The organism is Arthrobacter sp. SLBN-112 (assembly GCF_030944625.1).
Taxonomy (GTDB): Bacteria; Actinomycetota; Actinomycetes; order Actinomycetales; family Micrococcaceae; genus Arthrobacter.
The window spans coordinates 1758291-1783298 of record NZ_JAUSXY010000001.1; the positions used below are offsets into that span (position 1 = coordinate 1758291).

At 66.8% G+C, this 25008-nt stretch carries 23 protein-coding genes and 1 pseudogene; 15 read left to right on the forward strand and 9 right to left on the reverse strand.

Going from position 1 to position 25008, the window contains the following annotated elements; translation table 11 throughout:
- Positions 1-29: 29 nt before the first annotated feature.
- From QF050_RS08250 to QF050_RS08260, 3 genes are all read left to right on the forward strand, one after another.
- On the forward strand, positions 30-2603 hold the full coding sequence (locus tag QF050_RS08250; protein ID WP_308930005.1) for a DUF4118 domain-containing protein: 2574 nt from the start codon (positions 30-32) through the stop codon (positions 2601-2603).
- Complete coding sequence (locus QF050_RS08255; protein ID WP_308930006.1) at positions 2600-3283, forward strand: response regulator; 684 nt, start codon at positions 2600-2602, stop codon at positions 3281-3283. The genes QF050_RS08250 and QF050_RS08255 overlap by 4 nt, the downstream gene beginning before the upstream one ends.
- A 142-nt stretch (positions 3284-3425) precedes the next feature.
- Positions 3426-5402, forward strand: a complete 1977-nt coding sequence (locus tag QF050_RS08260) for an amino acid transporter (RefSeq protein WP_308930007.1) — start codon at positions 3426-3428, stop codon at positions 5400-5402.
- Here QF050_RS08260 and QF050_RS08265 read toward each other — a convergent pair.
- The 6 genes and pseudogenes from QF050_RS08265 to QF050_RS08290 all read right to left on the reverse strand — a co-directional run bounded on the left by QF050_RS08265 (position 5371) and on the right by QF050_RS08290 (position 11352).
- A complete protein-coding gene (locus QF050_RS08265; protein ID WP_308930008.1) occupies positions 5371-5832 on the reverse strand; it encodes a hypothetical protein in 462 nt (153 codons plus the stop codon). The genes QF050_RS08260 and QF050_RS08265 overlap by 32 nt on opposite strands.
- Before the next feature lie 147 nt (positions 5833-5979).
- The gene (locus QF050_RS08270; protein WP_308930009.1) at positions 5980-6669 is read right to left on the reverse strand and encodes a GntR family transcriptional regulator; all 690 of its coding nucleotides are present in this window, start codon (positions 6667-6669) and stop codon (positions 5980-5982) included.
- A 32-nt stretch (positions 6670-6701) separates the two neighbouring features.
- Entirely contained in the window at positions 6702-8153 is a 1452-nt protein-coding gene (locus QF050_RS08275) for an NAD-dependent succinate-semialdehyde dehydrogenase (RefSeq protein ID WP_308930010.1), read from the reverse strand.
- Positions 8154-8237: 84 nt separating this feature from the next.
- Positions 8238-9491: an aspartate aminotransferase family protein gene (locus QF050_RS08280; RefSeq protein WP_308930011.1), complete on the reverse strand. Its 1254-nt coding sequence runs from the start codon at positions 9489-9491 to the stop codon at positions 8238-8240.
- 28 nt (positions 9492-9519) lie between these two features.
- The gene (locus tag QF050_RS08285; protein WP_308930012.1) at positions 9520-10653 is read right to left on the reverse strand and encodes an FAD-dependent oxidoreductase; all 1134 of its coding nucleotides are present in this window, start codon (positions 10651-10653) and stop codon (positions 9520-9522) included.
- A gap of 2 nt (positions 10654-10655) precedes the next feature.
- Positions 10656-11352 (reverse strand): annotated as a pseudogene (locus tag QF050_RS08290) (amino acid ABC transporter ATP-binding protein).
- On the opposite strand from QF050_RS08290, the gene QF050_RS08295 reads away from it, so the two are divergent.
- Positions 11270-11485 (forward strand): hypothetical protein, encoded by a 216-nt coding sequence (locus QF050_RS08295; RefSeq protein ID WP_308932229.1) that lies wholly within the window; start codon positions 11270-11272, stop codon positions 11483-11485. The pseudogene QF050_RS08290 and the gene QF050_RS08295 sit on opposite strands and share 83 nt — an antisense overlap.
- On the opposite strand, the gene QF050_RS08300 is transcribed toward QF050_RS08295, so the two are convergent.
- The gene (locus QF050_RS08300; RefSeq protein ID WP_308930013.1) at positions 11457-12347 is read right to left on the reverse strand and encodes an amino acid ABC transporter permease; all 891 of its coding nucleotides are present in this window, start codon (positions 12345-12347) and stop codon (positions 11457-11459) included. The genes QF050_RS08295 and QF050_RS08300 overlap by 29 nt on opposite strands.
- A 47-nt stretch (positions 12348-12394) precedes the next feature.
- Complete coding sequence (locus QF050_RS08305; RefSeq protein WP_308930014.1) at positions 12395-13321, reverse strand: ABC transporter substrate-binding protein; 927 nt, start codon at positions 13319-13321, stop codon at positions 12395-12397.
- 406 nt (positions 13322-13727) lie between these two features.
- Here QF050_RS08305 and QF050_RS08310 point away from each other — a divergent pair, with 406 nt between their 5' ends.
- From QF050_RS08310 to QF050_RS08330, 5 genes are all read left to right on the forward strand, one after another.
- Positions 13728-15710, forward strand: a complete 1983-nt coding sequence (locus tag QF050_RS08310; protein WP_308930015.1) for an FAD-dependent oxidoreductase — start codon at positions 13728-13730, stop codon at positions 15708-15710.
- Between the two features lie 8 nt (positions 15711-15718).
- On the forward strand, positions 15719-17224 hold the full coding sequence (locus QF050_RS08315) for an aldehyde dehydrogenase family protein (protein WP_308930016.1): 1506 nt from the start codon (positions 15719-15721) through the stop codon (positions 17222-17224).
- Entirely contained in the window at positions 17221-18297 is a 1077-nt protein-coding gene (locus tag QF050_RS08320; RefSeq protein WP_308930017.1) for a tartrate dehydrogenase, read from the forward strand. Before QF050_RS08315 ends, QF050_RS08320 begins: the two co-directional genes overlap by 4 nt.
- A 49-nt stretch (positions 18298-18346) precedes the next feature.
- Positions 18347-18865 (forward strand): N-acetyltransferase family protein, encoded by a 519-nt coding sequence (locus QF050_RS08325; protein ID WP_308930018.1) that lies wholly within the window; start codon positions 18347-18349, stop codon positions 18863-18865.
- 144 nt (positions 18866-19009) lie between these two features.
- Positions 19010-19909 (forward strand): SGNH/GDSL hydrolase family protein, encoded by a 900-nt coding sequence (locus QF050_RS08330; protein ID WP_308930019.1) that lies wholly within the window; start codon positions 19010-19012, stop codon positions 19907-19909.
- 7 nt (positions 19910-19916) lie between these two features.
- On the opposite strand, the gene map is transcribed toward QF050_RS08330, so the two are convergent.
- Positions 19917-20690, reverse strand: coding sequence for a type I methionyl aminopeptidase (map, locus tag QF050_RS08335; RefSeq protein ID WP_308930020.1), 774 nt, complete (start codon positions 20688-20690; stop codon positions 19917-19919).
- Between the two features lie 146 nt (positions 20691-20836).
- Between map and QF050_RS08340 the strand changes: the two genes are divergently transcribed.
- The 6 genes from QF050_RS08340 (at position 20837) to QF050_RS08365 (ending at position 24972) form a co-directional block, all read left to right on the forward strand.
- Complete coding sequence (locus QF050_RS08340; RefSeq protein WP_308932128.1) at positions 20837-21187, forward strand: metalloregulator ArsR/SmtB family transcription factor; 351 nt, start codon at positions 20837-20839, stop codon at positions 21185-21187.
- Positions 21184-21885: an aquaporin gene (locus QF050_RS08345; RefSeq protein WP_308930021.1), complete on the forward strand. Its 702-nt coding sequence runs from the start codon at positions 21184-21186 to the stop codon at positions 21883-21885. Before QF050_RS08340 ends, QF050_RS08345 begins: the two co-directional genes overlap by 4 nt.
- Positions 21882-22292 (forward strand): arsenate reductase ArsC, encoded by a 411-nt coding sequence (locus tag QF050_RS08350; protein ID WP_308930022.1) that lies wholly within the window; start codon positions 21882-21884, stop codon positions 22290-22292. The genes QF050_RS08345 and QF050_RS08350 overlap by 4 nt, the downstream gene beginning before the upstream one ends.
- Before the next feature lie 12 nt (positions 22293-22304).
- Positions 22305-23672 (forward strand): FAD-dependent oxidoreductase, encoded by a 1368-nt coding sequence (locus tag QF050_RS08355; protein WP_308930023.1) that lies wholly within the window; start codon positions 22305-22307, stop codon positions 23670-23672.
- Between the two features lie 38 nt (positions 23673-23710).
- Positions 23711-24259, forward strand: coding sequence for a DinB family protein (locus QF050_RS08360; RefSeq protein ID WP_308930024.1), 549 nt, complete (start codon positions 23711-23713; stop codon positions 24257-24259).
- Between the two features lie 491 nt (positions 24260-24750).
- Positions 24751-24972, forward strand: coding sequence for a hypothetical protein (locus tag QF050_RS08365; RefSeq protein ID WP_308930025.1), 222 nt, complete (start codon positions 24751-24753; stop codon positions 24970-24972).
- Positions 24973-25008 lie beyond the last annotated feature (36 nt).

Consider the following 25008-nt stretch of genomic DNA (forward strand, 5'->3'; position numbering starts at 1 on the left):
GGGTGGCCGGAGGGGATAAGACTGTGGGTATGGCACGGGGAACGCTTCGCATCTTCCTGGGCGCTGCAGCGGGAGCCGGCACAACGTACTCCATGCTGCGCGAGGCGCACCGCCTTGCGGCGTGCGGCCGGGACGTGGCCGTCGGCATCACCGCGGACCACGGCAGGACTGACACCGTGCAGTTCCTTGACGGGCTCGACGCCGTTGCCCCCTGTCGGGTGTCCGACGCCGGGGGAGCGGGAGCAGCCGAGTTGGACGTGGCGGCCGTGCTGGCCCGGCACCCTGACGTGGCCGTCGTCGACGACTATGCGCACGTCAACGCCCCGGGAAGCCGGAACGGGCGCCGCTGGGAGGACATCGAGGAGCTTCTGGCGGCAGGGCTGGACGTGCTGACCACCCTCACCGTCCAGCACGTGGCCTCGCTCAGGGACGCCGTCGCCGCCATTACGGACCAGCCCGGCGCTGAAACTGTGCCTGACGCGGTCGTGCGGCGGGCAGAGCACATCGAGCTGGTGGACATTCCGCCCGAACTCCTGCGCCAGCGCGTTGCCGACGGGAAGGTGTTTCCCAAGGACGCGATTGACGCCGCCCTGGCCAACGAATTCCGGCTGGGCAACCTGATCGCGCTGCGCGAAATCGCGCTGATTTGGTTGGCGGACCGTGTGGACGAAGGGTTGGCGACGTACCGAAAAAGCCAGGGCATCACCGCCACGTGGCCGGCGCGCGAACGGGTGGTGGTGGGCCTTGACGGCGGAGCGGACGGAGAACTGCTGATCCGGCGTGCGTCCCGGATCCTGTCCAGGGTCCACGGCGGCGACCTGCTGGCCGTGCACGTGCGGCGCGGGGACGGCGGCACCGCCGAGTCCGGCCATGCACTGGAGTCCCAACAGAGCCTGGTCGCGGACCTGGGCGGAACCTGCCACACGGTGTCCGGGGAGGACGCAGCGGAATCGCTCCTGGAGTTTGCCCGCAGCGTCAATGCCACGCAGATCGTCATCGGCGCCTCGACCGGAGGCCTGTGGAGCCGGATCCTCGGCACGGGGGCCGGAGCCAAAGTGGTGCGGGAATCCGGCGATATCGACGTGCACATCGTGTCCCGGCCGCAGGGCGGCGTTGGCCTGCCCAAGCCTGCAACCGCAACGTTGGGCCGGACACGGACCATCGTGGGGTTTGTCCTCGCCGTACTCCTTCCGGCCCTGCTGACCGCAGCCCTCGCCGCCGGCCCCGACCTGAACCTTGCCACCCACGCACTGGTGCACCTGACCGGGGTGATGGCGGTGGCCTTCATTGGCGGCCTGTGGCCCGCAGTGCTCGCAGCCGTCCTGGATTCACTGCTGCTGAACTTCTTCGAGACAGAGCCGGTGGGGACGTTCAACATCAAGGACCCGCAAAACGTCTTTGCCCTGCTGGTGTTCCTGGCGGCGGCCGTGGCGGTCTCCCTGGTGGTTGGCCTGTCCGCCCGGCGCGCCAGGGAGGCCGCCCGCGCCCGTGCCGAGGCCGCCACCCTGGCGGACCTGGCCCGCGACGCCCTCCTTGCCGATGACACCGTGGCCGCGTTCCTGGACAAGGTCCGGGAAACCTTCCAGGTCCGGCAGGCCGGGCTGTTCACCATTGCCGGTGACGGCAGCGCAGCGTGGGAACTCCAAGCTTTCTCGGGTGCCTCGCCGCCGCCCGCCCCGGACGCCGCGGCGTTGACGGACAGCGTGGAACTGGCCGACGACAGGACTGCGCTGGTCGTCTCCGGGCGGACCCTGACCGCCGGCGACCGCCTCCTCCTGTCCGCCCACGGAGCCCACCTCCTGCTCCTGCGCCAACGCCAGGCCCTGCAGCGCAGGCTGCAAAGCACCACCAAACTGGCGGAGGGCAACAGCGTCCGAACGTCCATCCTGCGGGCCGTCAGCCACGACCTGCGCACCCCGCTGGCGGGGATCAAGCTCGCCGTCACGGCCCTGCGGCGCCAAAGCCGCAGGCTGCCCGAGGAGGTGCAGGCCGAGATGCTCGCCACGATCGAGTCCTACACCGAGCGGCTGGACGCCCTGATCTCCAATCTCCTGGACATGTCCCGCATTTCCAGCGGTTCGGCGGCGCCGCTGACAGCGCCGGTCACCTGGCGCGATGCGATCGAGGACGCGCTGCGGGGCCTCCCGGCGGACCGGATCCGGATTGACCTTGCCCCCGCCACGCCCGCCGTGGACGCCGACCTGGGCATGCTGGAACGGGTCATCGCCAACATCGTGGAGAACGCGCTCAAATACGCGCCGGAGTCGGACGTGGTGATCGTGGGCGTTTCGGCCGGGACCAGGCGGACGGACGACGACGGCGCCCGGTTCGGCGAGTTGCGCATCGTCGATCACGGGCAGGGTGTGCCCGCTGCCGCGGCCGCCGCGATGTTCCAGCCGTTCCAGCGGCTTGACGACGCCCCGGAAGGGCTGGGCATCGGGCTTGGCCTGGCCGTCGCGAAGGGCTTCACGGAAGCCATGGGCGGCCAGTTGGTGGCCGAACCGACCCCCGGCGGCGGACTGACCATGATCATCAGGTTGCCGCTCTCCGCTGGTTCCGCATCCCCGGACCGCCGACGGCCGGCAGGGAGCAGCACGTCATGAGGACCATCCTGATCGTCGATGACGAACCCCAGCTCCTGCGCGCCCTCCAGGTGAACCTGGAAGCGGAAGGCTACCGGGTGCTCACAGCGCTGGACGGTACATCCGCCCTGCACCACGCGGAGGGCGGCCATCCGGATGTGATGGTGCTGGACCTTGGCCTGCCGGACATCAACGGCGTGGACGTGATCACCCGGATCCGCCGCACCAGCAGCATGCCCATCATCGTGCTCTCCGCCCGGCACGGGTCCGTGGACAAGGTCCGGGCCCTGGACGCCGGCGCGGACGACTATGTGACCAAGCCGTTCGGGCTGGACGAGCTCCTGGCCCGGCTGCGCGCAGCCGGGCGCCGGAGCGGCACCCCGGAAGCGGTGGACAACGGTCCGGCCATCGACGTGGGGGATTTCGAGGTTGACCTGGCCAACCGGAAGGTGACCCGTGCCGGAGACCCGGTCCGGCTCACGCCCCGGGAATGGGCCATCCTGGAACTGCTCGCGCGGAACCCCGGACGGCTGATCACGCAGCAGCAGATGCTCCGGAAGGTCTGGGGCCCCGGCTACGAGAACGAAACCCACTACCTGCGCGTCTACATGGGCCAACTGCGCCGCAAACTGGAGACGGACCCGGCCCGGCCGCGGCACCTGCTCACCGAGGCCGGCATGGGCTACCGCTTCGAACCTTGACATGCCCCGCAAAGGCGCCCGCCGGCGTCGTACATCACGCGTAAAGGAATCATTAAGAAAACCCCTTTTCCCACGTCAGCCATTTTTGCCGGTGCTAGCTTCGCAGTGATCGCGCTGCACAGGGCAGCGCGGAAAGGCAGACATGACCACGTTGAGCAGGCCCCCGGCGGATCCTTCCGCGCTCCACCCACGCGGCAGGAAGGCGCTCAAGGACTGGCTGCTGTTCGGGCTGCAGGACAGCAAGGGTACCCATCAAGGCCCCGGCGGTGTGCCGACGCAGCACGAAAAGAAGCACTCGTGGTGGCAGGTCATGTGCCTGACGGGCGTGGACTACTTCTCCACCCTGGGGTACCAGCCGGCCATCGCCGCGCTCGCCGCCGGGGTCATCTCCCCGCTGGCCACGCTGGTGCTGGTGGCAGTGACCCTGCTCGGTGCCCTGCCCGTGTACCGCAGGGTTGCCGGTGAAAGCCCCCGCGGTGAAGGCTCCATCGCCATGCTGGAGCGGCTGCTGCCCCGCTGGGGCGGCAAGCTCCTGGTGCTGGTCCTGCTCGGGTTCGCCGCCACGGACTTCATGATCACCATGACCCTCTCGGCAGCCGACGCCACCGCGCACCTGATCGGCAACCCGGTTGCCCCCGGGTGGCTCCAAAACCAGAACGTCCCCGTCACGCTGATCCTGCTTGCGCTGCTGGCGGCCGTGTTCCTGCGGGGATTCAAGGAAGCGATCGGCGTCGCCGTCGTCCTGGTGGTCCTGTACCTAGGCCTGAACGCCGTGGTGGTGGTTGCCACCCTCATGCAGGTGGTCTCCCACCCCGTGGCCATGGGGGACTGGTGGACCAACCTGTGGGTATCCCACGGCAACCCCCTGATGGCGGTGGCCATCGCGCTGCTGGTGTTCCCCAAACTCGCACTGGGCCTGTCCGGTTTCGAAACCGGCGTTGCCGTCATGCCGCAGGTCAAGGGCGCAGCGGACGATACCGAGGAAAACCCGGCGGGCCGTATCCGCGGTGCCCGGCGAATGCTCACCACCGCCGCGGTGATCATGAGCGTGTTCCTGTTGACCACCAGCTTCATTACCGTCGTCCTGATTCCGGAGCAGGAATTCCAGCCCGGCGGCCAGGCGAACGGCCGCGCGCTGGCCTTCCTGGCGCACGAATACCTGGGCGTGGGGTTCGGCAGCGTCTACGACATCAGCACCATCGGCATCCTCTGGTTCGCCGGCGCCTCGGCCATGGCCGGCCTGCTGAACCTGGTTCCCCGGTACCTGCCGCGCTACGGCATGGCCCCGGCCTGGGCCAAGGCCGTCCGCCCCCTGGTGCTCGTCTTCACCCTGATCGGCTTCGTCATCACCTTCATCTTCAACGCCGACGTCGACGCCCAGGGCGGTGCCTATGCCACCGGCGTCCTGGTGCTGATGACCTCCGCTGCGGTGGCCGTGACATTGTCGGTGCGCCGGCGCGGGCAACGGAACCTTACCTTCGGCTTCGGCGCCATCTCCGTAGTGTTCGCGTACACCACGGTGGCCAACATCTTCGAACGGCCCGAAGGCATCCGGATCGCCGCGATCTTCATCCTGGGCATTATCGTGATCTCCCTGCTGTCCAGGGTCCGGCGTTCCTTCGAACTCCACGCCACCCGGGTGCACCTGGACCAGCAGGCCCTGGAGTTCATGTCCAGCACCCTGGACGGCCCCATCGCGATCATTGCCCACGAGCCGCTGCGGCTGTCAGCGGAGGCCTACCGGGACAAGCTGGAGTCGGCCATCGAGGTCAGCCACCTCCCGCTGGCAGGCGATGCCCTGTTCCTGGAAGTCATTGTGGATGACTCGTCCGACTTCGAAACCGAGCTCCACGTCCGCGGCGTAAACCGCCACGGCTACCACGTCCTCGAAGTCCACGGGCCGGTGGTGCCCAACACCATCGCCTCCGTGCTCCTGCACATCAGGGACGTCACCGGGCTGATGCCGCACATCTACTTCCGCTGGACCGAGGGCAACCCCATCACCAACCTGGTGCGGTTCCTGTTCCTGGGCGAGGGCGAGATCGCGCCCGTAACCCGTGAAGTGCTGCGCGAGGCCGTCCCTGATGTCACGCAGCGCCCTTGGGTCCACGTGGGCTGACGGGAGGTTTCGCCGCGGTCCCGTCCGGGTGCTCCGGGGCGGGCCCGGGGTGCTCGTGCCCCGCCACGTGCGCCACCGTGGCCGCAACCCGGGCGGCGTCCGCCAGGGTCAGCGGGACGTTCGCGCGGAAGGCGGCCTCGGCGTCGTCCTCCCACACGCCGGCTGCAAGCACCACCACGTGCACCATGTCGCCGTAGGAGTCGTTGCAGGCCAGGATGTCGCCGGGGACTTTGTGCGGGTGCGCCCCCGACGGCGGCCATGGCTGGAAGATGACCCACCACCCCTCGCCGTCCTGGTCGGGGAAGAGGTAGCCGGTGGCCGGATGCAGGGCACGCCCGTTCAGGCCGCGGCCGCCGTAGCCCTCCACGGCCCCGGCTGCCGCGGCAAACTTGACCTTGCCGCGGTCCTCCGGCGCTTCATCCCACCGCATCTGAGCTCCTCGCTTCGGCACCTGCTGGCTACGCCTCCATCAAAGGGCTGCACGGGCGCGGGCGGGGTGGACGGGGTGATTTTTTGACGGATTATTTACGCCCGGTTCGCGGCCGCGGGGCCGGGCCCGGCGGCGGCACGGCCCCGCCTAGGCCAGCTCCTGGTCTTCCCGCGGCGGGGTCAGGTCCTCCACGGCTCCCTGCATGTGTGTCCGGATTGCCTCCTGGAGCGCCGACTCGTCCCCGGCCAACAAAAGATCCAGGAGCTTCTGATGCTCCGTCACCAGCACATCGACGCGTGGATAAGCCACCTCCAGGCTGAGGATGCACATCCTGGATTCGGCGGCCAGTGTTTCGTAGATCCGGATCATCCGCGAGTTCCCGGTCCCGGCCACAAAGGAGGTGTGAAAGTCCATATCCAGCTTGGCCAGAGCCTGCCAGTTGCCAGCAGCCACATTCTTGGCCATGTTGGCGATGATCGCTTTGAGGGACTGGGCCGTCTTCTTGACTTTCTCCGGGCCGCCGCTCAAAAGCATGTGTGCGCAGGCCGTCTCCACTGCCTCGCGGACATCGTAGATTTCCTGGATGTCCTGCTGGGACAGTTCCAGGACAAAAACGCCACGGTTCCGGATGTTGACCAGGATCCCCTCCTGGCAGAGCCGCTGCAGCGCTTCCCGCAGGGGGCCGCGGGAGGTGTTGAGCTGCGTGGCCAGTGACGATTCGTTGATCTGCTGACCGGGCCGGAACTTGCCCTGGACGATGTGCTCCCGGAGCTGGTCAGCGATGACCTCTGCGGTGGGTCTTCCCTGAAGCACGAAAAGTTCGCCTGATGCGGCCATCTTTGTCTTCTTTCTTGGATTGCGGGCCGATGCTACTGAACGGGAATTGCCGTGTACTTGTATTCGAGGAATTCTTCGATGCCGATCTTCCCGCCTTCGCGGCCCAGGCCGGATTGCTTGATTCCGCCAAACGGTGCGGCGGGATTGGAGACCAGACCGGTGTTCAAGCCCACCATCCCCACCTCCAGGGCGGCGGAAAAACGCATCGCCTTGTCCACGTCCTGGGTAAAGACGTAGCCCACCAGGCCCCACGGGGTATCGTTGGCGCGCCGAATCACCTCATCCTCCCCATCGAACGATGAGATCGCAGCCACCGGGCCAAAGATTTCCGTGCCCATCAGCTCTGCATCCTCCGGAACGTCAACCAGGACGGTGGGTTCGAAGAAGTAGCCAGGGCCCTCCACCCGTCGTCCGCCGGTGAGGACACGCGCGCCCTTCTTCACGGCGTCCGAGACCAAGGACTCCACCTTGTCCAAACCGGCCTGGCCGATCAGCGGCCCGACGTCGGTTCCGTCCACGGCGCCGTTGCCCACCCGCAGATCGGACATCCGTTTGGCGAGCTTTTCGGCAAAGTCCCCTGCCAGGGTGCGGTGCACAAAGAAACGGTTCGCTGCCGTGCACGCTTCCCCCATATTCCGCATCTTAGCCTTGAGGGCGCCATCGACGGCGCGTTCCAGGTCCGCGTCCGGCAGGACAATGAAGGGTGCGTTTCCGCCGAGTTCCATGGAAGAGCGCATCACGTTCCGGGCGGCCTGTTCCAGCAGGACCTTTCCCACCGCCGTCGAGCCCGTGAAGCTGACCTTTCGCGCTATGCCGCTGCTCATCCAGGGTTCCACCACTGTGGCGGCCCGGGCCGTGGTGACCACGTTCAGGACCCCGGCCGGCAGGCCGGCAACCCGGAAGATTTCCACCAGCGCCAGTGAGGTCAGCGGGGTCAGCTCGGCCGGCTTGAACACCATCGTGCAGCCCGCGGCCACCGCGGGGGCAATCTTCCGTGCCCCCATCGCCAAGGGGAAGTTCCAGGGCGTGACCAGCACGCAGGGCCCCACGGGCTCCTTGGTGACCATGATGCGGTTGTTCCCGTCAACCGTGCTGGTCTGGTCGCCTCCGACCCTGACGGCTTCTTCGGAAAACCAGCGCAGGAACTCGGCTCCGTAAGCCACTTCCCCCTTCGCCTCCGCCAGCGGCTTACCCATCTCCGCGGTCATGATGGCCGCCAGTGCATCGGTGTTCTTCAGCACCAGCTCATAGGCGCGCCGCAGGATGTCGGCCCGATGCCGTGGGGCGCTGGCCGCCCACGCAGGCTGGGCCCGCCCCGCCGCCTCGATGGCGAGCCTGGCGTCCTCGGGGCCGCCGTCGGCCACGTGCGCGATCACCTCATGGGTGGCCGGGTTCTCCACCTCGAAGGTCGCTGCGGAGGCAGCGGGCCGCCATGTCCCGTCGATAAATAAGGCCGTCTTGAGGAGGGTAGGGTCAAAGCTCATCGTTCCACTTTCGCTGGGAGTATCGGGGAGCGGACGACGCCGGTGCGGCCACCAACGCCAGGGTTCCGCAAGGCGCCGGACCGGTCAGGCCGTGGCGGCCTTGAGTGCCTGGGTAAACCGCGCCAACCCGGACTCGATTTCCTCTCGGCTGACGTTCAATGCCGGAATAATGCGGATGACGTTTCCGTGCGGTCCGCAGGTGAGCAGCAGCAGTTCTTCGGCGACTGCGGCCTGTTGAACGGCAAGGGCGGTGGCCGCATCCGGGCTGTTGTCCGGGGCCGTGAACTCCACGCCCTGCATCAGTCCGAGGCCGCGGACGTTGCCGATGGAAGGAAAATCTCCGGCCAAGGTGTCCAGGCCTGCCCTGAGCTGCTCGCCGCGCTGGTGGGCGTTGGCCACGAGGCCTTCCCGTTCGATCACGGCCAGGGTGGCTACACCGGCGGCGGCCGCCACCGCGTTCCCGCCGTAGGTTCCGCCCTGGGAGCCCGGCCAGGCTTTGCCCATCAGGGCGGTGGAGGCAGCGATGGCCGAGATGGGGAAGCCGCTGGCCAGGCCCTTGGCCGTGATGAGGATGTCCGGGGTGATTCCGGCCCAGTTGTGGCCCCAGAACTTTCCGGTGCGGCCCACGCCGGCCTGGACTTCGTCAAGGATGAGGAGGATGCCCTGCCGGTCCGCGCGCTCCCGCAGGCCTTGCAGGAAGGCCGGGGGAGTGGGGAGGTAGCCGCCGTCGCCCAGGACGGGCTCGATGATGAAGGCCGCCGTGTCCGCGGGGCTGCTGACGGACACCAGCAGATGGTCCAGTTCCTTCAACGCGAAGTCGACGGCCGTCTGTACGTCCCAGCCGTAGCGGTAGGCGTAGGGGAAGGGGGCGATGTGCACGCCCCCCATCAGCGGCGAGAAACCTGACCGGAAGCGGGTGCCGGCAGTGGTGAGTGACGCTGCGCCGACGGTCCGGCCGTGGAATCCGCCTTGGAAGGAGATGATGTTCGGCCGCCCGGTGGCCATCCGCGCCAGGCGGACGGCGGCTTCGACGGCTTCCGCGCCGGTGGTCGCGTAGAAGACGCTGTCCAGGCCCACCGGCAGCACCTCACCGAGCTTTTCGGTGAGCTGGAGCAGGGGCTGGTGCATCACTGTGGTGTATTGCGCGTGGACAATCCTGCCTACCTGTTCCCGGGCTGCGGCCACCACGTCGGGGTGGCAGTGGCCGGTGCTGGTCACGCCGATCCCGGTGGTGAAGTCGAGGTACTGCTTGCCGTCGGTTGCATGGATCCAGCTGCCGGCGGCATGGTCCACGATGACCGGGGTGGCCTGCTTGAGCAGCGGGCTGAGAGTTGCCATGGGGCATCCGTTCTCTGTGTTGGAGTAATCAGTGCGAGCTGAAGCGTTGGGGCCGGACGAAGTCCAGTCCGTCAATCCGTTGCTTTCCCAGCGCCTCGAGGGCGGCGATTTCGCCGAATCCGGACGCCATTTTGAAGCCTGCGCCGGAGAAGCCGGTGGCGTAGTAGATCCCGCTGCCCTGCCGCGCCCTGCCCAGCAGGGGGTGGCCGTCGGACGTGAACAGGTCCGGGTAGGCGTCGGAACGGACAATGTTCGGGTGGAGGCCCGGAAAGAACTCCCTCACCGTATCGGTGGTCTCGAGGGTTTCGGCGGGCGTCAGTTCCCGCATTACCGATTCTGCGGTGTCGGCAAGCGTGGTCCTGGCATCCAAGGTGGCCTTCACCGTCACGCCGTCCACACTGGGTGCCCCGTACATGGACTTTTCACCCGAGATGCGGATGAAGATGGGAAAGCGGTCGGGAGCGAAGCTTGCCGCGTCCTTGGCCACGAACCAGGTGAGGTAGCAGCGGTGGGGGACGCTGGCGTTGGCCAGTTCCGCCGGCATCAGCTTCCGGGACCAGGCGCCTGAAGCGACGACGACGTTCTCGAATGTCCAGTTGCGCGCACCCGAGGTGATCCTGACGCCGTCGTCCGTTTCAACGATGGCGTCGATCGGCGTATCGGTGAGCACGGCCGCCCCGTTGGCCTGGGCCGCTGCCACGGCAGAAGTCACGGCGCGGTCGGTTCGGAGAGCGCCCCCGTGCGGATCGAAGACGGCGGCGTCGTCCGGGCGAAGGTTGTGCTGTGGATAGCGTTCGGCCATGTCCTTGTGGCTAAGGAGTTCATGGTCGGCGCCGTTGAGCCTGGTGGTCTCCAACAGCGCGGTCAGGTAGGGCCCGCCTGCAGTCCCTATCGAAAGGCCGCCGCAGCGGAGGAGGATGTCCTGGCCGGCTTCGGCTTCCAGCTCGCGCCACAGCGTGCGGGAGCGCGCCATGATGGGGTAGTAGCCGGGGAGGCCCCGGTACAGCATGCGGAACAGCCGGGTGTCCCCGCCAACTGCGCTGCGTGTGTGCCCGGGGGTGGCTGCCTCGAATCCCACCACCTGGTCCGTGAGGCGGGAGGCCTGCCACAGGGCCATGCTGCCGATGCTGCCGAGGCCGACGACGGCGAGTTTCCCGTCCACGGTCACAGCACCTTCTGGAGGAAGGACTTGGTCCGCGTTTCCTGGGGGTGGGCCAGGACCTGCCGCGCGTCGCCGCGCTCAACCACGCAGCCGTCATCCATGAAAATGAGTGAGTCTGCCACTTCGCGGGCGAAACCCATCTCATGGGTCACCACTACCATGGTCATTCCTTTCTTGGCCAAGCCCTGCATCACGGCGAGCACTTCGCCCACCTTTTCGGGGTCCAGGGCGCTGGTGGGTTCGTCAAAGAGCATGATTTGCGGGTCCATGGCCAAGGCCCGGGCAATGGCCACGCGCTGCTGTTGTCCGCCGGAAAGCTGGGCGGGGTAGTAGTCGCCAAATCCGGAAAGTCCGACGTCGGCCAGCAGCTCGTGTGCCCGCCGGCCGGCTGCTTCCTTGTCGCCGCGCTTGACCAGCACGGGACCGGCGGTGATGTTCTGGTGGGCGGTCATGTTGGGGAACAGGTTGAACTGTTGGAAGACCATCCCTATGCGGGTGCGCTGTTCCGCCAGTTTCTTCCGGCTGACCGCGTGGTAGGCGTGTTCGGTTTCGTAGTAGCCGAAGTCCTCGCCGTTCATTTTGAGCAACCCCGGAGTCCACGGTTTCCAGGCCGTTCATGCAGCGCAGCAGCGTCGACTTGCCGGAGCCGCTGGGGCCGATGATGCAGCAGATCTCGCCGCTGGCGATCTCGAGGTTGATGTTCTTGAGGACCTTCTTGGCGCCGAAGGATTTTTCGATGCCCCGGGCCAGGACGGTGCCGTCGCAGGCAACGGTCCCGCCGTCGGCCAATGCTGGACTGGTGGTCATCGCGCGATTCCTTCCGGAGCGGTGAGCTTCCTGGCCTTGCGGGGGATGGTGGCAGCTGACCGGTTGTATTTCTTTTCGAGCAGGGACTGCGGGTAGCTGAGCACCAGGGTCATCACCAGGTACCACAGGCTCGCCACGATGAGCAGCGGGATGGTCTGGTAGTTCCGGGCGTAGATCAGCTGGGCGCTCTGCAGCAGTTCCGCGACGCCCAGGACGCTGACCAGGGAGGTCTCCTTGAACATGCCGATCGCTTGGTTCCCGGTGGCCGGGATGATGGAGGGCATGGCCTGCGGAATGATGATCTTCCGCATTTTGGTGAAGCTGCCCATGCCCAGCGAATCGGCCGCCTCGATTTGGCCTTTCCCCACGGAGGAGAAGCCGCCGCGGATGATCTCGGCCATATAGGCGGCCTCGTTCAGGGTCAGCCCGACGATCGCGGCGGTGATCGGTGCCATGAGGGCGTTGACGTCCACCGCCTGCTGGATGTTGGTGAACGGGATCCCGATGGTGAGGTTGGGGTACAGGGCTGCGATGTTGAACCAGAAGATCAGCTGGACCAGGACCGGGGTCCCCCTGAAGAAGGTGATGTAGACCCCGGCCGTGGCTGCGATGGGCTTGATCCGCGAGGAGCGCATGATGGCCAGTCCCAGGCCCAGGAGGGTTCCGAGTGCCATGCTCACCACCGTGAGCATGATGGTGAGTACCAGGCCACGCAGGATGCTCTCCTGCGTGAAGTACTGCGCCACGACGTCCCATTTGAAGTTGGGGTTGGTGGAGACGGAGAAGAGGATTCCTGCTGCCACCAGGATGCACACGCACCAGGCGGCATATTCGAAAGCGCTCCTGCGCCGGAGCCTCGGTTTGAGGATCCCGTCGGTCTGGCTCATTGTTGTCTCTTTCCCTTCGGAAACCACGGACTGCATGGCCGCTCCTGCTAGTTCAGCTTGGCTTCGGTGATTCCCCCGTTGGTCAGCCCCCAGTTGGCCAGGGACTGCTTGTATTCAGGGCTGTCCAGGACATCCTGGACAGCTTTCTGCAGTGCCGGCGTCAGGGCAGAGCCCTTCTTCAGGCCGATGGATACGGTATCCACGGAGCGCGTATCCACTTGGGGTGTGAGCACCTTGAAGGTGTTGGGTTGCTGCTTGTCTGCCCAGGCAAGGGCGGTGGTGTCATAGAACACGCCGTCCACGCGCTTGGAGGCGAGCTGGGTCAGGGCGTCCTGGACGTTGGGCAGCACTACTGCGTTGATGGCCGGCTTGCCTTTGGAGGTGCAGGTCCAGTCGGACACGTTGGGCAGGTGGACCAGTTGGGCGTTGGAGCCCTTGGTCACTGCGATGTTCTTGCCGCACATGTCGTCGTTGCTGATGTTCTGCGGGTTGCCGGCGGCGACGGCAACGGAGACGCCGTCGCTGAAGTAGTCCACCATGTCCAGGACCTTCAGGCGCTCTGCCGTGGGAGACATGGTGGTGGCCGTGAAGTCGTACCGGCCGGCGTCGATGCCCGGAATGATGGTGTCGAACGCCGTGTTCTCGAACTTCAGCTTCAGTCCGAGCTTCTTGGCCACCAGGCGCGCGATGTCCGGGTTCAGTCCGATGGGAGTGGTGTTGTCGTCGGCGAGGAATGTGGTGGGGGGATAATGCAGGTCCATGGCAACCGTCAGTTCGCCCTTGTCCTTGATGGACTGGGGGAGCAGCGCCGTTGCTGCCTGGTCGGTCTGGACGTTCTCGGAGATGTCTGCTGTGTTGGACGCCTTGGAGCCCTCCGGGGCCGGGGTGCTGGCGGCGGTGCCGCCGCAGCCGGCGAGTGCGAGCACGACGGCGAGTCCTGCGGTGGCGGTCTGTACTTTGTTTCTGGCCTTCATGGTGCTTCCCTTCAAACGGGAACAGGTGCGGATGGCATCTGTTGTGGGTGCAGTGGGGTCCCATCTTCATCCGGGCAGGAGAGGAAGCCTGCGGCGCGGAGGGTGGGAGGGCTGGAAAGGTGTACTGGATGCCTTTGTGGTCCGGATCACCTCGGCATCTACGGCAATGCAATCATCCAAATTGCAGATTGTCGACGATTTTTGGAAAAAATCCTGAACAATTTTCCGGCCCGAAACAATCACGGGTCCACTCATTGAAACTGTTGACAATCTACAATTTACGGCCCTAGAGTCGGAGCCACCGGCCCCGGCGAAGCTCCCGCGGAGCCGACCTTGATTCCCTGATTCCCCTTCCGGCCTCCGGCACTTCAAGCCGCCAGGCACCTCTCTTGCGAACGGATGATCCATGGCAACCACCGAATTCCGGCCCGAATACATCTCCTTCGATTGCTACGGCACCCTGATCAACTACCAGATCGAACCCACCACCCGGCACCTCCTGCAGGGGCGCGTACCCGAAGAACAGATGCCGGCATTCATGCGGGACTTCCGCAACTACCGCTACGACCAGGTGTGCGGTGAGTATTACGCCTACGAACAGGTCCTCCAGGACGCGTACGACCGCGTCTGCAAAAAGTGGAACCTGGAACTCACCCCGGACGCCGGCAGGCAGCTCGGGGACGCCGTCCGCGGCTGGGGCGCGCACGATGATGTCCCGGCACCCCTCAAGACCATGGGGGAGAACTTCAAGCTGGTTATCCTCTCCAACGCGGACACCAGCTTCCTGGACATCAGCGTCCCCCGGCTCGGCGCCGAGTTCCATGCGGTATACACGGCAGAGCAGGCCGGCTTCTACAAGCCCCGGTACGGTGCTTTCGAATACATGCTGGACCAGCTCAATGCGGCTCCCCAGGACGTCCTGCCTGCACGTTTCCTCCCACACCCGGTACGACCTCATGCCCGCCTTCGACCTCGGCTTCACCAACACAGTGATGCTGGACCGTGGCTACGATCCACACAGCCCGGCCTACAACTACACCACCGTCAACTCCCTGGACGAGCTCAACAAGCTCCTGGGCCTCTAAGTCCCTGCCGACCCGAAAGGCCACCCGTGAAACTCACCCCCTATTGGCTGGACACGGCCGAACCGTCCGGGGACTACCGCCGCAACCCGGTCCCCGAAACAGTGGACGTGGCCATTATCGGAGCAGGATTCACGGGGCTGTCCGCGGCGCTGGAATTCAGCAGGCAAGGCGCCAGTGTGGCGGTCCTGGAACGGCACACCGTGGGCTGGGGCGCATCCGGACGGAACGGCGGCATGGCCACCACCGGCCTGGCCATCGGATTCAACACCGCGGTCAAGCGCTACGGCGGCACCCGGGCCGTGGAGATGTTCCGCGAATACAACGATGCCATCGGCACCATCGAGAAACTGGTCCATGACAACGGCATCGACTGCGACTACAAGCGGCACGGCAAGCTGTCCCTTGCCTATCATCCCTCGCACTATGAGGGCATGCTGAAGTCCCGGGAGCAGCTGGCCGCCCTGGCGGATTACCACGTCACCACCATCCCCAAGGCGGAGATCCACAGCGAGATCGGCACCGATTTCTACCACGGCGCCATGCTGGACCCGCTGGGCGCCGGGCTGCATGTGGGCAAGTTCGTGCACGGGCTGGCCAAAGCCGCGTCCGACGCCGGCGCCACGCTGTGCGAGGACGCTGCGGTGACTGAGCTGAAGAAAGTCACGGGCACCGTCCACGACGTCCACACCACCCGCGGAATTGTCCGGGCCAAGCAGGTGCTCGTTGCCACCAGCGGCTACACGGGCGGCGTTACCCCCTGGCTGCAGCGTCGCGTGATTCCGGTGGGCAGCTTCATCATCGTCACGGACCCGCTGCCGGAGGACGTGGTCAACCGGATCCTGCCCAACAGGCGCCAGGCCTCGGACAGCAAGATGCTCACCTACTACTTCAGGATCACCCCGGACAACCGCCTGCTGTTCGGCGGCCGGGCACGGTTTGCACTCTCCAGTCCGGACTCGGACGTGAAGAGCGGTGAAATCCTGCGCAAGGCCATGCTGGAACTGTTTCCCTACCTCAGCAGCGCCCGGGTGGACTACACCTGGGGCGGCCTGGTGGACCTGTCAATGGACCAGATGGTGCACGCGGGCCAGCACGACGGGCTGTTCTATTCGCTGTGCTACAGCGGCCACGGCGTGCAAATGGCAGCGCACATGGGCAAGCGGATGGCCGCCTACATGGGCGGCGACACTTCGGCCAACGTATGGGCAGGGCTGAAGAACCCGCCCGTGCCCGGGCACTTCGGGCCGCCCTGGTTCCTGCCGTTCATTGGCGCGGCGGCAAAAATCATCGACCGGATCAGTTAGGACGCCGCATGCTTCCCTCCGCCAGCATTGACCACCAGACGGGCACCCCGGAAGACCGGGCCCGCCCGGCAAAGGGCTTCGGCATCGAGCTGCCGGGCGGCGCGTTTTTCGCCGGCAGTTGGCGTCCGGCAGACCCGGAACAGGCAGTGCGCAACCCGGAAGACGGGGCAGTGCTCGGACATGTGTCACGGTCGACGCCGGGCGATGTCCTCCAGGCGGTCTCCCACTTGCGGTCCGGGCTGGGACGGCCGTGGCCGCTGCGCTCCCGACGGGAGGCGTTGGAGCGGGCCGCGGCGCTGCTGCGGGAACAGTCACCCCGGTTCGCCACCATCATCGCCTCCGAAAGCAGCAAGACCATCAGGGAGGCGGAACGGGAGGTCCTGCGCTGCACGGAGACCCTCCGGCTGTCAGCGGCCGCGGCCGCGGAATTGGCGGGGGAGACGCTCGGCTTCGAGGACAGCCTGGCGGCCGGGCACAAGATCGGCTGGTACAGCCGTAAGCCCGTGGGCGTGGTGGCTGCCATTACGCCCTTCAACGATCCCCTCAACCTTGTGGCGCACAAACTGGGCCCTGCGCTCATCGGAGGCAACGGCGTCGTACTTAAACCTTCCGGACGGACGCCCCTGACCGCGCTGGCTTTTGTCCAGCTGCTGCTGGACGCCGGGGTTCCTTCCTGGCGCATTGCCGTGCTGGCCGGCGGCCCCGGGGTTGCCGAGGCACTCGTGGCTGATCCCGGCGTCGACCTGGTCTCCTTCACGGGCGGCCCGCGGACGGCCGAAAAAATCGCCGCATCGGCCGGAGCCCGGAAGGTGGTCTCGGAGCTGGGTGGAAACAACGCCACCATCGTGTGCGCGGACGCGGACGTGGCCCAGGCGGCGGAGGCGATCGTGGCCGGCGCGTTCGGCGTGGCGGGCCAGAACTGCCTCTCGGTCCAGCGCGTCTACGTTCACGCCTCGCTGCACGACCAACTGGCGGGTGCCGTCACGGCGGGTGCCGCTGCACTCAGGTCCGGTCCAAAGCTGGATCGGACCACCGATGTGGGGCCGCTGATTTCCGAGGAAGAAGCCCGCCGCATCGAGGTATGGGTGGAGGAGGCCCGCCAGGCCGGTGCGTCGGTACGGACCGGCGGCGCGCGACGGAACGCCTTCTACGCGCCCACCGTCCTTACCGGTGTTCCGGCTGGTTGCCGCGTCCTCCGCGACGAGGTCTTCGGGCCGGTGGTCAGCATCCTCCCGTTCCAGGCCGTCGACGAGGCCGTGGCGGCAGCGAACAGTACGGAGTACGGGCTGCAGGCAGGCGTCTTCACCCAGTCCGTGGACCAGGCGCTGGCCATCGCGGACCGGCTGGAGGTGGGCGCGGTGGTGATCAACGAAACCAGCGATGTGCGGATAGACTCCATGCCGTTCGGTGGCTTCAAGAAATCCGGGGTGGGCCGCGAAGGCGTGCGGTACGCCCTCTTGGAGATGACCGAACCCAAGAGCACCATCATCAACCTCCCGGAGCGCGCAGCATGAGACGCAGCCACAGTATTGCCGTCATCGCCGGTGACGGCATAGGCCAGGAAGTGGTCCCGGCGGCGGTCGAATGCCTGGACCTGGTGGCCGGGATCTACGGCCTCAACCTCGAATATGAGCACCTGGACTGGGGCTCGGACTACTACCTCCGGCATGGCCGCATGATGCCGGAGGACGGCCTGGAGCGGCTGGGCCGGCACGAGGCGATCTTCCTCGGAGCCGTGGGCAGCCCGGAGATCCCGGACGCCGAGACACTCTGGGGGCTGCTGATTCCCATCCGCCGCGAATTCCAGCAGTACATCAACCTGCGTCCGGTCAAGACGCTCGACGGCGTGGCCTCGCCGCTCGCGTCCCAGGAACCGATCGACCTCCTGATCGTGCGCGAGAACAACGAAGGCGAGTACTCCGAGATTGGCGGCCGAATGTTCCGCGGCCAGCCACAGGAGAGTGCGGTGCAGGAAACGGTGTTCACCAGGATGGGCGTCACCCGCGCCGCCCACTATGCCGCACGGCTGGCGGGCTCGCGCCGGGGGAAGCTGACATCCGCCACCAAGAGCAACGGCATTATCCACACCATGCCGTTCTGGGATGAGGTGGTTGCCCAGACCCTGCAGGAGTACCCGGGTGTTACCCTCTCTTCCGAACTGATCGATGCTTTGGCGGCGCATCTGGTACTGAGGCCATGGACATTTGACGTGATCGTGGCGTCCAACCTCTTCGGCGACATCCTCTCCGACCTTGGCAGCGCCGTCACCGGCTCGATCGGTGTGGCGCCCAGCGCCAACCTCAACCCTGAACGCCGGTTTCCCTCACTTTTCGAGCCGGTTCACGGCTCTGCCCCTGACATTGCCGGGAAGGGTGTGGCGAATCCGGTGGGCCAGATCTGGTCCGGCGCCATGCTGCTGGAGCACTTGGGCCACGGCGACGCCGCCAGGCACCTTCAACTCGCTTTCGAAGCGGCGCTCCGCGACGGTGCCGGAACCCGCGACGTGGGCGGAACCTCCTCCACCGAGGAGTTCACCAGGGAGGTCCTTCGTCGGATTCAGGCATCCCCTGCACGCAGCGGGCGTTGAGCCGGCGGGGATAACAGGCGGAGAGCATGCGTCATCAATAATGGGATCCATGCACAATCCCGTGATGATCCGTCCGATGCGCCCCGAAGACTGGGACGCCGTGCACGCGATTTATGCCGCGGGCATTGCCACGGGGGAAGCGACGTTCGAGAGCGAACCACCCACCTGGGAAGCGTTCGACGCCGGCCGGTTGCCTGAGCACCGGATCATCGCCGAGGACGCGGGCCGGGTCCTGGGCTGGGCCGCCGTGTCCCGTGTTTCGTCCCGGGAGGTGTACCGGGGCCTGGTGGAGCACTCCATCTATGTGGCACCGCAGACGCACGGCCGGGGCGTGGGCCGGCTCCTTCTCGGCGCGCTGATCGATTCCACCGAGGCCGCGGGCATCTGGACCATCCAGTCCAGCATCTTCCCGGAAAACACGGCCAGCCTGGCCCTGCACCAGCGGCTCGGGTTCCGGGTGGTAGGCACCCGGGAGCGGATCGCCCGGATCAGCAACGGCCCCAAGGCAGGGCACTGGCAGGACACGCTGCTCCTGGAACGCCGCAGCACCGTGGCGGGGACTGAATAGCTCTTGCCGCGAGGGCAGGGTCAGGATCGAGGCGCCGGCAATTCCAGTCGACGCTTTGACAGAGTCCATGGACCCTGTCTGGGCGTCCGGCCCAGGCCCTAGCGTCATGGGACACGCATTCTCGAGGACAGTACGGAGCACATCATGCAATTCCCAACAGCCTGCCGCCGCACTGCGGCCGCTTTCGCCGCCGTCACGGCTCTTATCCTCTCAGGGGCATCCACGCCGGCCTTCGCCGCACAGGACCCCGTCAAATACGTCAATCTCGGGGACTCCTACTCAAGCGGCTGGGGCTCGCTGGCGCCAACCGCCGCCGTCAATCCGGCGTTTGGCAGCCCGGCCTGCCTGCACGGCGGCCCTGACGACGTGGCGCTGTTCGACCAGCTGCAATCGGTGGCCCTCACCGGCGACTATGCGTGTGCAGGCGCGACTATCGGAACAACAACTTCCGGTATTCCTACTATTGCCCAGCAGGCGGCGAAGGCGTCCCTTGATGGTGCGCTCAACAGCACCACAGGACTGGTGACCCTCACCGCCGGCGGCAACGACGTCAACTTCGGCCAGATCATCGGAGTGTGTGCTGCAGACACGTCGTCACAGGCCACCGACTGCCAGGCGGCCACAGCACATGGACTTGACCTCGCGAACAGCGTCGACGTCGCCGGAACGGTCGGAACAATCCGCGGGTACGCGGCAAATGCCAAGATCGCCTGGCTCGGGTACCCCCGGCTGTTTGCGACGGCCGGAGAGTCCACCACAGTCATCGCCGGCGGCGGTGTCATGTCCGCAGCGGCCGCAGCGGTCTTCGACAAGGGCACGGACCAGCTCAACGCGGTCTTCGCGAGTAAGGCACGGGGCGCCGGCGCGCAGTTCGTGGATGTCGCCCCCAAATTCAATGGCCACGAAATCGGTTCCTCCGGCTCGTGGTTCAACCTCGGCCCGTACACGCAGTTCAACTTCCACCCGACCGCTGACGGATATTCACAGGGCTACTACCCCGCCATGGTCAGCGGGATCAAACCCACGCAGCTCGTGAAGAGCTGAATAGCTCCTACCGCGAGGGCAGGGTCAGGATCTCGGCGCCGTCGTCCGTAATGGCGATGGTGTGCTCGGTGTGGGCCGTCCGGCAGCCGGTGGCGCTGCGGAGGGTCCACCCGTCGTCGTCCGTGACCAGTTCCGCCGTGTCCGCCATGATCCACGGCTCCAGCGCCAGCAGCAGCCCGGGCCGGAGCTTGAAGCCCCGGCCGGGCCGGCCCATGTTGGGCACGTGCGGGTCCTGGTGCATGGTGGAGCCGATGCCGTGGCCGCCGAACTGGGTGTTGATGGGGTAGCCCGCGTCGGTGAGGACGCGGCCGATTGCGTAGGAGATGTCGCCGATCTTGGCATTCGGCCCGGCCGCGGCAATCCCGGCGGCGAGTGCCCGCTCGGTGGCCTCGATCATGGCCTCGCTCCCGGCCGGGCGGGATTCGCCCACGATGAAGCTGATGGCGGCGTCCGCAGCCATCCCGTCCTTGACGACGGCGAGGTCCAGGGTCAGCAGGTCGCCGTCGGCCAGGGCGTAGTCGTGGGGGAGCCCGTGCAGCACGGCGTCGTTGACCCCGGTGCAGATGTAGTGTCCGAACGGTCCGCGCCCGAACGACGGCGCGTAATCCACATAGCAGGACTCAGCCCCGGCCTCGGTGATCATCTCCTTGGTCCATTGGTCGATGTCCAGCAGGTTGGTGCCCACGGTTGCCCGGCTCTTCATGGCCTGCAGGATGTCAGCCACCAGGGCGCCGGTTACGCGGGCGCGGGCCACTTCAGCGGGGTTGAGGATCTCGATCATGGGGGCGCCCTTCATCTGCGGCAAGTAGCTGTAGGGGCCATCCTATTTGTCCTGCCGCGAAGGGCTGCAAGAAGCCGGCCCCGACCTGCGGGATTATTGCGGCGATTGCGAAAGACATCGATGAATGTAAATATTTATGTATGTCTATGTCTTTGGAGTTGACCCCGGTCCAGGCGGTGGCGTGCTGTTCGCCGTTGGCGCGCGAGCCGCTGTCCGAGTCCGACGCGGAAGGGATCGCACCCCTGCTGAAGGCGCTGGCCGATCCGGTCCGGCTCCGGCTGATGTCCATGGTCGCCTCCCACCAGGGCGGCGAAGCCTGCGTCTGCGACCTGAACGATGCCTTCGAGCTGTCCCAGCCCACCATCAGCCACCACCTGAAGATCCTGCACGAGGTGGGCCTGCTGGACCGGGAGAAGCGCGGAGTCTGGGTCTACTACCGGGCCCGCATCGAGGCCCTGCAGAACCTGGCCGCCCTGATCGGCGGGCAGGCCGCGTGAGCGTCCTGGTCCGCCGTGCCGCTGCGGAGTTCACCGGCACGGCGTTCCTTGTCATGGCGGTGGTGGGCTCGGGCGTGATGGCGTCCAGGCTGTCCCCGGACGACGTCGGGCTGCAGCTCCTGCAGAACAGCCTCGCCACGGGTGCCGCGCTGGTGGCGCTGATCGTGGCACTGCAGCCGGTATCGGCGTCGTTCAATCCGGTGGTGACCCTGGTGGAACGGGCCCTGCGGATGATCGACACCCCCACGGCCGCAGGCCTGATTGCGGGCCAGGTGCTCGGCGGCCTGGCCGGCACCGTGGCGGCGAACCTGATGTTCGGGCTGGACGCGGTGAGCTTGTCCACGCACGAACGCACGGGCGCCGGGCTCTGGCTGGGCGAGGTCATCGCCACAGTGGGTCTGCTGCTGGTCATCTTCGGCGCGGTCCGCTCCGGCCGGGCTGACCGTGTTGCGTTCGCCGTCGGCGGCTACATCACCGCCGCGTACTGGTTCACCAGCTCCACCAGCTTCGCCAACCCTGCGGTGACCATCGCCCGTACCGTCACGGACACCTTCGCCGGCATCGCACCGTCGTCGGCCCCTGCCTTCATCCTGGCGCAACTCCTTGGCGGCGCCGCCGGATTCGTCCTGGTCCGGTTCCTCTACCCAACTCTCGTAACTCCCGCCGTCGTCGCGGCTGACCGAAAGGTGCTCTCATGAGCCACAAACCCTCCGTCCTGTTCGTCTGCGTCCACAACGCCGGCCGCTCCCAGATGGCCGCCGCATACCTCACCACCCTTTCCCAGGGCGCCGTCGAGGTCCGCTCCGCCGGGTCCCAGCCTGCGGAGAAGGTCAACCCGGCCGCCGTCGAGGCCATGGCGGAGGTGGGCATCGACATGTCCGCCGAGATCCCCAAGGTCCTCACCACGGAGGCGGTGCAGGACTCGGACGTAGTGATCACCATGGGCTGCGGCGACGAATGTCCCTACTTTCCGGGCAAGCGCTACGAGGACTGGGTCCTGGAGGATCCGGCCGGCAAGGGCGTGGACTCGGTCCGGCCCATCCGCGACGAGATCAAGACCCGCGTGGAAGCCCTCATCGCATCCCTTATTCCTGCACAGATCTGAAAGGTGGACAGCATGCCATCCCAGGAATCCCTGCCGGTTGCCGTGATCGGAGCCGGGCCCGTGGGCCTGGCTGCGGCCGCGCACCTGCTCGAACGCGGGCTGGAGCCACTCGTCTTTGAGGCCGGGCCCACGGTGGGCTCCGCCATCCGGGAATGGGGGCACGTCCGGGTGTTCTCCACCTGGAAGTACAACCTTGACGCCGCTTCCGTGCGGCTGCTGGAACGCAACGGCTGGGAGGCGCCCCGGCCCACCGCGCTGCCCTACGGGTCCCAGATCGTGTCCGACTACCTGGAGCCCCTGGCCGCAACGCCGGAGCTGAGGGACCGGATCAGGACCGGGACGCGGGTTGTTGCCGTTGCCCGGCAGGGCATGGACAAGGGCCGCAGCCAGGGCCGTGAGCAGGCCCCGTTCCTCCTTCGGGTGGAGCACGACGGCGGCGAGGTCACCGAGGTGCTTGCCCGCGCCGTGATCGATACCTCCGGAACCTGGACCACACCGTCACCGTTGGGAGCCTCTGGGCTGCCCGTCCCCGGCGAGGCGGAAGCACGTGCTGCCGGACTGGTCACCGGCCCGCTGCCGGACGTCGCCGGTGGTGGGTTCGCCGGCCGCCGGACCCTGGTCATCGGCTCCGGACATTCTGCCGCGAACATGGTGCTTGACCTGGCCCGTCTGGCCCGCGCCAACCCCGGCACGGAAGTCTTCTGGGCCATCCGCGCTGCCACTCCCGCCCGCGCCTACGGCGGAGGCGACGCCGACCAGCTGCCCGCCCGCGGCCAGCTCGGCGCCAGGCTCCGCACCGCCGTCGAGACCGGGGCCGTCCAGCTCCTGGCCAACTTCCACACGTGTGCCATCGACGTGCACGGCGACGCTGTCACCGTGACCGCCGCGGACGGCCGGAGCGTGACTGTGGACCGGGTCATTCCGGCCACCGGCTTCCGCCCGGACCTGTCCATCCTGTCGGAGCTTCGGCTGGACCTTGACCCGGCGGTCGATGCGCCGAAGGCCCTGGGCCCGCTGATCGATCCGGACTTCCACAGCTGCGGCACCGTTCCCGCCCACGGCGCTAAAATCCTGGCCCAGCCGGAGAAGGACTTCTACCTGGCCGGCATGAAGTCCTATGGCCGGGCCCCCACGTTCCTCATGGCCACCGGCTACGAACAGGTCCGCTCCATCGCCGCGGCACTGGCCGGAGACACCGAGGCCGCGGACGCCGTGGAACTCGAGCTCCCTGAAACCGGCGTCTGCTCCACCAGCATCCCGGACGACGCCGCGGAAGCGGCTGAAGGATCCTGCTGCGGAACAACCGCCCCGGTGCCCGTGACGATCGGCTTCGCCACCGGCCTCCAGCACGGCCGCAGCGGTGAAACTGCGGGCCTATGATGTGAGCACCGGCTGATGCCGATCGAGGGGAGGCTCCGATGGCGGTACCCGACAGCGACCCCGTGAAGGCGGACCTGCTGTGGATCGCGGCCGACTTCCGGAGCATCATCCTGAACGTCTCAGACGGCGAGCTGGACCTGCCCTCGACCGGCACGCGGTGGACCAACCGGCAACTGCTCTTCCACATGGCGCTGGGGCAGAACATCGCACTTGCCGGGATACCCCTGCTCGGGCTGTTCGCGCACTTGCCGCCGTCGGCGTCCCGGAACTGGAGCCGCCTCCTCAATGCAAGCGCGCGTCCCTACAACTGGGTGAACTGGGCCGGGAGCGCCGCCGGGGGCCAGATCCTGACGCCACACGGCATGCTGCGGATGATGGACCGGACCACGCGGATCATCGTGCACTGGTACGGCCGCGCGGACAGCCGGGCGCTCAACCGCGGCATGACGATGCCCACGCAATGGGACCCGTACTTCCAGCCCTGGATGAGCCGACGGGACGTCCTGGAATGGGCACCCAAGCACTACCGCCATCACCGCGCACAGCTGAGCTTGACCACGCTCCCGGCCCTGCCCGCAGGCAGGTAGCACGTCTTTCGCGGCTGTCGGCCTCTCCCGCACTTTCCGTCCGCCGGCCTTTGTGCCCGCGCTCTTGCCGCGCCGTCACAAAGGGCGGACACTTTGATGTACCGCGCTATGCAGTCAGCCAAACGGGTAGCCACGCGAATAACCAGGACGGCATCATGTCCACCGCTGACCGCTCAGTACAGGAGCTTCCCCTCATCCGCCCCGTGGTTTCCCGGCGATCCCTGCCATGAGCACGGCCCAGTCAGTGGCACTCATATTTGTTGCTGCCTTTGTGTGGGTCGGCCTGACCCTGGTTGTTCTGCTGACGTTGCGGCGCCGCAGGAAAGGGTCCTCGGTGGTCGCTGCAGCACCGCCTCCCCCTGACCCCATCAGCTACCGGCCGCACCGGTCATGGCGGCGGGTACGTTCCGTTACCGGCCAGAGCCCGGGGCCGAGGCGCAGGCTGAGGCTCCGCAGAATCCGTCACTGACCACCAGCAGTAGGAAGCAGTCATGGATACCGGGACAATCCTCGGCTACACCGTCGGATATATCGCCGCCATGGGAGGGGTGTTCCTCCTCTATCTGCCCGTCATCGTTTTGCTCGTTGTCCTGCTCATCGCCGGCGGCGTGCTTCAGCTGTTGCTGGTCCCGTTCATCGCCCTGTTCAGGAAGCTCCGGCGCCGCCCCGAGCCGAATCTGGATCCGTCCTGGTTTCTGGATCGGCAACGGTAATTGCCGGGCGGCATGCGGTCATGATCCTGGACTCAA

Excerpts from the sequence above, each read along its gene's own strand:
- QF050_RS08350 (WP_308930022.1), top strand. The coding sequence starts at position 21,882 with ATGAGCCACAAACCCTCCGTCCTGTTCGTCTGCGTCCACAACGCCGGC.
- QF050_RS08280 (WP_308930011.1), bottom strand. The coding sequence starts at position 9,491 with ATGGCAACTCTCAGCCCGCTGCTCAAGCAGGCCACCCCGGTCATCGTG.
- QF050_RS08325 (WP_308930018.1), top strand. The coding sequence starts at position 18,347 with ATGCACAATCCCGTGATGATCCGTCCGATGCGCCCCGAAGACTGGGAC.
- QF050_RS08275 (WP_308930010.1), bottom strand. The coding sequence starts at position 8,153 with ATGAGCTTTGACCCTACCCTCCTCAAGACGGCCTTATTTATCGACGGG.
- QF050_RS08250 (WP_308930005.1), top strand. The coding sequence starts at position 30 with ATGGCACGGGGAACGCTTCGCATCTTCCTGGGCGCTGCAGCGGGAGCC.
- QF050_RS08295 (WP_308932229.1), top strand. The coding sequence starts at position 11,270 with ATGCAGCGCAGCAGCGTCGACTTGCCGGAGCCGCTGGGGCCGATGATG.
- map (WP_308930020.1), bottom strand. The coding sequence starts at position 20,690 with ATGATCGAGATCCTCAACCCCGCTGAAGTGGCCCGCGCCCGCGTAACC.
- QF050_RS08300 (WP_308930013.1), bottom strand. The coding sequence starts at position 12,347 with ATGAGCCAGACCGACGGGATCCTCAAACCGAGGCTCCGGCGCAGGAGC.
- QF050_RS08330 (WP_308930019.1), top strand. The coding sequence starts at position 19,010 with ATGCAATTCCCAACAGCCTGCCGCCGCACTGCGGCCGCTTTCGCCGCC.
- QF050_RS08355 (WP_308930023.1), top strand. The coding sequence starts at position 22,305 with ATGCCATCCCAGGAATCCCTGCCGGTTGCCGTGATCGGAGCCGGGCCC.
- QF050_RS08365 (WP_308930025.1), top strand. The coding sequence starts at position 24,751 with ATGGATACCGGGACAATCCTCGGCTACACCGTCGGATATATCGCCGCC.
- QF050_RS08270 (WP_308930009.1), bottom strand. The coding sequence starts at position 6,669 with ATGGCCGCATCAGGCGAACTTTTCGTGCTTCAGGGAAGACCCACCGCA.
- QF050_RS08360 (WP_308930024.1), top strand. The coding sequence starts at position 23,711 with ATGGCGGTACCCGACAGCGACCCCGTGAAGGCGGACCTGCTGTGGATC.
- QF050_RS08320 (WP_308930017.1), top strand. The coding sequence starts at position 17,221 with ATGAGACGCAGCCACAGTATTGCCGTCATCGCCGGTGACGGCATAGGC.
- QF050_RS08265 (WP_308930008.1), bottom strand. The coding sequence starts at position 5,832 with ATGCGGTGGGATGAAGCGCCGGAGGACCGCGGCAAGGTCAAGTTTGCC.
- QF050_RS08315 (WP_308930016.1), top strand. The coding sequence starts at position 15,719 with ATGCTTCCCTCCGCCAGCATTGACCACCAGACGGGCACCCCGGAAGAC.
- QF050_RS08310 (WP_308930015.1), top strand. The coding sequence starts at position 13,728 with ATGGCAACCACCGAATTCCGGCCCGAATACATCTCCTTCGATTGCTAC.
- QF050_RS08305 (WP_308930014.1), bottom strand. The coding sequence starts at position 13,321 with ATGAAGGCCAGAAACAAAGTACAGACCGCCACCGCAGGACTCGCCGTC.
- QF050_RS08260 (WP_308930007.1), top strand. The coding sequence starts at position 3,426 with ATGACCACGTTGAGCAGGCCCCCGGCGGATCCTTCCGCGCTCCACCCA.
- QF050_RS08340 (WP_308932128.1), top strand. The coding sequence starts at position 20,837 with ATGTCTTTGGAGTTGACCCCGGTCCAGGCGGTGGCGTGCTGTTCGCCG.
- QF050_RS08255 (WP_308930006.1), top strand. The coding sequence starts at position 2,600 with ATGAGGACCATCCTGATCGTCGATGACGAACCCCAGCTCCTGCGCGCC.